Raw genomic sequence first — 5,765 nt, 5'->3', positions numbered from 1 at the left:
CCCCCGGAAGCCGGTACGCGACGAGATCGACGCCGAGTTGCGGCCGATCGTCCAGACCCTCAAACGCGACCCCGCGCTGCGGCAGAGCGAGATGGGGCGGCGGGTGCTCACCCTGCTGGACGTACACGCCCTGGAGTCGGCCGAATGGGACAAACTCGCGGCCAACGTGCCGACGCACTGCGCGACCACGGTGGCCGACGCGGCCCGCAAGTGCGCCGCCTCCCTCCAGAACTTCGCCTCGGAGCTGGAACGCCGCGACGCCCCGCGCTGAGCCCGGATCACCCCCGACCCGGGGAGACGAAGCCGCTCTCGTAGGCGAGCACCACCGCCTGCACCCGATCGCGCAGCCCCAGTTTGGCCAGGATGCGCCCGACATGGGTCTTGACCGTCTCCTCGGCCAGGGTGAGCCTGGCCGCGATCTCCGCGTTGGACAGCCCGCGGGCGAGCAGGGCGAACACGTCGATCTCCCGGGGCGTCAGCGCGTCCAGCGACGACGTGGCGGGCGGCAGGGCGGGCTCCTGGAACAGGTACCGCTCGATGAGCCGGCGGGTCACCGTGGGGGCCAGCAGCGCCTCCCCCGCCACCACCACCCGGACCGCCTGCACGAGGTCGTCCGCGCGGGCGTCCTTGAGCAGGAAGCCGCTGGCGCCCGCGCGCAGCGCCTCGAACACGTAGTCGTCCAGGTCGAAGGTGGTCAGGATGATCACCCGGGGCGGTACCTCCGCGTGCAGCAGCGCCCGCGCCGCCTGGAGGCCGTCCATGACCGGCATGCGGACGTCCAGCAGCACGACGTCGGGCCGCTCCCTGCGGCAGACCTCGATCGCGGTCTCGCCGTCGCCCGCGTGCCCGACCACCGACATGTCGGGCTGCCGGTCCAGCAGCGCCCCGAACCCCTCGCGGACCATGGCCTGGTCGTCCGCGATGACCACGCGGATCATCCGGCCGCCTCCCGCACCGGCAGGGTGGCCTTGACCACGAACCCGCCGCCGTCCACCGGCCCCGCGTGCAGCGTGCCGCCGAGCAGTTGCGCGCGTTCGCGGATGCCGCGCAGGCCCAGCGCCGAGCCGTCCAGCCTGGGCACGCGTCCCGGCAGGCGCGGCGGCGGGCCGTTGGCGACCTCGACGTACACCTCGCCGCCGCGGCGCTCCACCCGGGTGCGGACCGGGGCCCCGGGCGCGTGCCGCACGACGTTGCTCCACGCCTCCTGCACGATCCGGTAGACCACCAGGGAGTGGACCGGCGGCAGCGCGCCCGCCGAGTCGTCGATGTCGACCTCCACGGGCGAGCCGGTGCGGCGTACCGAGACCGCCAGCTCGCCCAGCTCCGCGAGGCCCGGCTGGGGCGTCAGCTCGGCGGCGGTGTTCTCGTCGCGCAGCGCGCCGAGCAGCCGGCGCATCTCGCTCAGGCACATCCGGGCGCCCTTGGCCAGCGACTCGAACTCCGCCGCGACGCGCGGCGCGAGGCCGTCGATCCGGTAGGGGGCGGTCTCGGCCTGCACCGCGACGATCGACATGTGGTGGGCCACGACGTCGTGCAGCTCGCGGGCGATCCGGGCGCGCTCGGACAGCAGCGCGTGCGCCCGCCGGTGCTGGGCGAGGTCGGACTCGGTACGGCCACGCGCCGCCATCAGCCCGCCGAGCAGCGCCGAAACCCCGATGAGCAGGACCACGCCGGCCGGATTCAGCTCCGTCCGCAGGGCCAGGAACGCCGTCATCGTGACACCCGTGACGGCCAGCACCGGGCCCAGTGGGCGGGTCAGCCCGACGCGGTAGAGGACCAGCGGGCCGACGAGGTTCGCGGTGGCGCTGAGCCGTCCTGGGGCCAGCTCCAGCACCTGTTCCAGCAGGCAGCAGGCCAGAAAGGCGACGATCAGCACCGTCCAGGCGCCCAGCGGATAGGACCGGCGCAGCGCCAGCGGGGCGGCCTGGCCGGCGGCCAGCGCCACCGAGGTGACGAACACCAGGGAGGCCGGGAAGAGCGTGAACGACAGCGCGTCCCGCGCGTAGGTGTAGGCGGTGATGGTCAGCGCCACCGCGCACAACTCGTTGGCGTGGACGACGGCCCACGCGCACGCGCCGCGAAGACCTGGACGCCGCGCGGCGGGCGGCTGGTCCGCCGATAACAGGACGCGCACCACGGCGGGCATCCCCCGGGCCAGTGTCCTCGACATCGGCATCTCCTCCTGTCAAGACCTTTCTGACATCCCGATTGTCACGCACAAAGCGGCCCCGGCGGGCGCGGTCGGCAAATCCGAACGGTTGTCCCGGCGGGGCCCTATTGCTAAGTTCCGAAACGAGCGGTGACTCCTGGCACCCGCAGATGGCTCCAAATGAACCGCATCGCCGCCGGGAGCGGGAAATCCCATTTCGCCGTGCCGCCTTTCGTGTGCCACGTTCTGCTCGATCGCGCACCGGAAAGGCAGTGGTCCGAACGTTCCCCGCCATTTGAGCAGAGGAGGTGAAAGCGATGAAGGAGAACATGGAGGTCGAGTTCATCGGCACGCTCGACGAGCTCACGATGGGTCCGGTTGGTCCGACTCAGGACACCATTATCGGTGACTACGACTCGCTGTGATCGGCCCGCCCTCCGGAAATGACCGGAGGACGAGCTGAACGGTGAATCACGGCGTGGGCGCGCCTTTCCGGCGCGTCCACGCCGCTGCCCGTCTACCCGTTCCAGAGGTGATCATGTCGCTAGCGCTGCCCCGATCCGTTCATTCCCGGCGACGTGCCGAGACCCTTCGCGCGCTGCGGAAGTTCCTCGTCGCCGACCGGCCGGTCCCCCGGCGGATCCGCGTCACGGACGCCGAGATCGTCCGCGCCGCGCCCTCCTACCTGCGGGTCGGCGAGAGATTCCGGCGCGGCGGGCTGGCGGAGGCGTTGCCGGCGATGCCCGCCCTCCCTCCGGACCGCGATCCCCGCGCGGGCGAGAGCGAGGAGGTCGTGTTCGCCGCGCGGTCGGCCGCCTGGCGGCTGCACGGCCTCGGCCGGACGCTCACCGGCACGCCGCTGTGCCTGCACGAGTCGCTCGCGCTGTGCGCGGGCCTGCGGGTGCTCGGCTTCCAGGCCCATGTCGCGATCGGCTACCCGGTGATCGAGAAGCTGGACGACCCCGACGAACTGCACGCCTGGACCGTCATCGGCGAGCGTGCCATCACCGACCAGGCGGACGCGGGCCGGCCGATGCAGTTCGCCGAACTGCTCAGGCTCCCGAGGACGGTGGGTGCGCCGTGATCGTCTCGTCGTTCGCCATGCGGGGCAGCGTGCCCGTGCCGTACACCGGCGGGGGCGAGCTGACACAGAGTCCGTTGCACGACGACACCGGTCCGCTGGCCGTCGAGCGGCCCGCAGGCCGTACCGCGCTGGCCGGTTGGATCGGCCACGCGCCGGGCCGCGACGGCTCGCCGCTCGGCCGCCTCCAGCGGGCCATCGATAAGGAGGGCGACCGTGCGGTACGGCGGTTGCGCGGCGACTTCGTGCTCGCCCACATGGGCGACGGGGAGCTGAGCCTCTACCGGGGGCTGAGCGCCATGGTCCCGCTGTTCTGGACGCTCCGCGACGGATCGCTGTCGTGGTCCACCGACCCGCTCGACCTGCTTCCCGAGCGTGCGCCCGGCCTCGGCGACGTCGAGCTCGGCCTGGTCCCGATGCTCATCGCCGAACGCGGCTTCCCGCACGAGCGCTCCTGGTTCCGCGACGTCCACCGGCTGCCCGCCGGGCACCGGTTGCGGCTGTCCGGGCAGCGGCCCGTGGTGTCGGCTTTCGACGACTTCCGCCTCGGCCAGGAGCCGCCCCCGAGCCTTGCGGACGCCGCGGACGGCCTGCGCGACCGGCTCTCCGCGGCCTGCGAACGCGTGCTCGCCGGCGCGGACAGCGCCGTGCTCATGCTCAGCGGCGGCACCGACTCGGCCGTGGTGGCCTGCGAGGCCGCCCGCCACTGCGCCGACGTGCTGGGCTTCCACTTCACCCTCTCCGGGTTCCCCGGCTTCGCCCAGGACGCCGAGTCGGCGCGGGAGGTGGCCGCGCACAGCGGGATCGCCTTCCAGGAGTACGACATGGGACGGCACACCGTGCCCGGCGGCGACTACCTCAAGGGCCCCGACGACCGTTCGCTGCCGCGTACGCACGTACCGCTGCCCGCCTACGCCGTCACCGCCGCCGAGGCCCATGCCAGGGGCGCGCGGTTCGTGCTGACCGGGCTCATGTCCGACCAGGTGTTCATGCACGACTGGCACCGGGGGCTGTGGGACAGCCTGGGCTGGTCCACGCTGAACCCGCTGGCCGCCGGGCGGCCGGTGTGGCAGGTGCTGGGCGAGACGCTGTCCTCGTCGTTCTCCTCGGGGCCGGTGGCGTTCCTGCGCGGCCTGGCCAGTGGCGACCCGGCCGCCGCGCTGCCCAACCCGGAGATCCTGTACCACCACGTCGGCCTGACCAGGGCCGCGCAGGAGCGGATCGCCGACTCGGTGGGCGAGTCCGCGCGGCTGATCCGGCGGCAGGAGGAGGAGTTCCACGGTGCGGGAGTACCGCGGCGGCGTCCGTCCGGCACCGCACAGCTCTTCGTCAAGGAGGCGGTGAACTTTCCGCACGTCCACACCGGGTACCTGAACGACCTGCGTCCGCGCGAGACCTTCCTGTTCACGCCGTTCGCCGACCGGGACGTGGTGGAGTACCTGGCGGCGGTGCCGCCGGAGTACAAGCTGGCGGTGGGGCACGGCGCGCACGTGGACAAGTTCCTGCTGCGGCACGCGTACGCGGGGCGGGGCATCCCGCACCGGGTCGCGGTCCGCATGCGGCAGGCCAGGATCGACGCCATCCCGGCCACCTACGCCCACCACAACGCGGCGCTCGCGGCCAAGCTGCTGGGCCAGGACTCGATGCTCGTCGAGCACGGCATCGTCGAACCCGGCTTCGCCGACCGCCTCGACCCGCGGACCGTCCACCGGATGGGCGAGCCACTGGCCCGCCTGTGCGTCATCGAGCAATGGTTGCGAGGTTTCGTGCGATGAACGTGCGCCTGGCCGATGGGATCGTGTTCGGCACGCTGCCGTTCTGCGGCGTGCTGGTCGACACGACCACGTTCCGCGTGGTCCGCGTCTCGGCCCGGGCCGGCACGGCCCTGGCCCGCCTCCTCGACGGCGACGCCATCCCCGACCCCTTCACCGACGACCTCGCCGCCCGGCTCACCACCGCCGGCCTCCTCCGTCCCGCCCCCGGTGATGGATCCGCGTAGTGCGGTGACGGACGCGGCGGCGCGTAGTGCCGCCTGGGTGACGGGCCGCCTCGGGCGGCTCGTGCCGGCCGGGGCGGAGGGCGCGGCGGGCGCGGCGGACACGGCCGCCAGGCGGCTCACCGAACTCGCCCTGGTGGAACACCAGCTCGCCCGCCGGTCCCCGGCCCGGTTCCCCCGGCTGTCCCGGTCGCTGGACGCCCACCTGGACACCTGGCGGGCGGTGCTGACCGAGCGGACCCGCGCCGCGTCCTTCGCCCGCGCGGCCAGGGCCAGGCCGGCGGAGGCGATCCACCGGGTCCAGCCGTACCTGTGGCTGCGGGCGGGCGGCCACCGTTCCGCCGAGGGCGAGGAGCTGCTGGGCGCGCTGATCGCGGGCGGCGCGCGGCCCCGCTCCCCCGGACAGACGTACGCGCTGTGGCGGGCCGGTTGCCTGCGGCGGGGCCCCGACTGGGCGGGCCTGTGGCGGTCCTGGGTGCTCGGCCTCGCCGGGCGTACCGCGATGGCCGACGGACCGGCCGTCTACGACGCCACCCACG

Annotated in this window: 6 protein-coding genes and 1 pseudogene; 5 read left to right on the top strand and 2 right to left on the bottom strand. The window is 73.5% G+C overall.

Going from position 1 to position 5,765, the window contains the following annotated elements; genetic code table 11:
- Positions 1-271 (top strand): annotated as a pseudogene (locus tag C1I98_RS42065) (hypothetical protein); the annotation flags it as partial.
- Between the two features lie 7 nt (positions 272-278).
- Here C1I98_RS42065 and C1I98_RS34255 read toward each other — a convergent pair.
- Both C1I98_RS34255 and C1I98_RS34250 read right to left on the bottom strand, forming a co-directional pair.
- Positions 279-938 (bottom strand): response regulator, encoded by a 660-nt coding sequence (locus C1I98_RS34255; protein WP_111171479.1) that lies wholly within the window; start codon positions 936-938, stop codon positions 279-281.
- The gene (locus C1I98_RS34250) at positions 935-2,170 is read right to left on the bottom strand and encodes a sensor histidine kinase (RefSeq protein ID WP_158558299.1); all 1,236 of its coding nucleotides are present in this window, start codon (positions 2,168-2,170) and stop codon (positions 935-937) included. Before C1I98_RS34250 ends, C1I98_RS34255 begins: the two co-directional genes overlap by 4 nt.
- Positions 2,171-2,687: 517 nt before the next feature.
- Here C1I98_RS34250 and C1I98_RS34245 point away from each other — a divergent pair.
- The 4 genes from C1I98_RS34245 to C1I98_RS34230 all read left to right on the top strand — a co-directional run.
- Positions 2,688-3,233, top strand: a complete 546-nt coding sequence (locus C1I98_RS34245; RefSeq protein WP_111171477.1) for a lasso peptide biosynthesis protein — start codon at positions 2,688-2,690, stop codon at positions 3,231-3,233.
- Entirely contained in the window at positions 3,230-5,005 is a 1,776-nt protein-coding gene (locus tag C1I98_RS34240; protein WP_111171476.1) for an asparagine synthase-related protein, read from the top strand. The genes C1I98_RS34245 and C1I98_RS34240 overlap by 4 nt, the downstream gene beginning before the upstream one ends.
- Entirely contained in the window at positions 5,002-5,229 is a 228-nt protein-coding gene (gene adfB, locus C1I98_RS34235; protein WP_146607817.1) for an actinodefensin-associated protein B, read from the top strand. The genes C1I98_RS34240 and adfB overlap by 4 nt, the downstream gene beginning before the upstream one ends.
- A 4-nt stretch (positions 5,230-5,233) precedes the next feature.
- A partial coding sequence (locus C1I98_RS34230) for a DUF6895 family protein (RefSeq protein WP_146607816.1) occupies positions 5,234-5,765 on the top strand: 532 nt, incomplete at its 3' end.

This window comes from Spongiactinospora gelatinilytica (genome assembly GCF_003236385.1).
In the GTDB taxonomy this organism is placed as follows: Bacteria; Actinomycetota; Actinomycetes; order Streptosporangiales; family Streptosporangiaceae; genus Spongiactinospora; species Spongiactinospora gelatinilytica.
The sequence above is the reverse complement of the archived record's forward strand: the minus strand, read 5'-3'. Positions and strand labels throughout refer to the sequence as shown.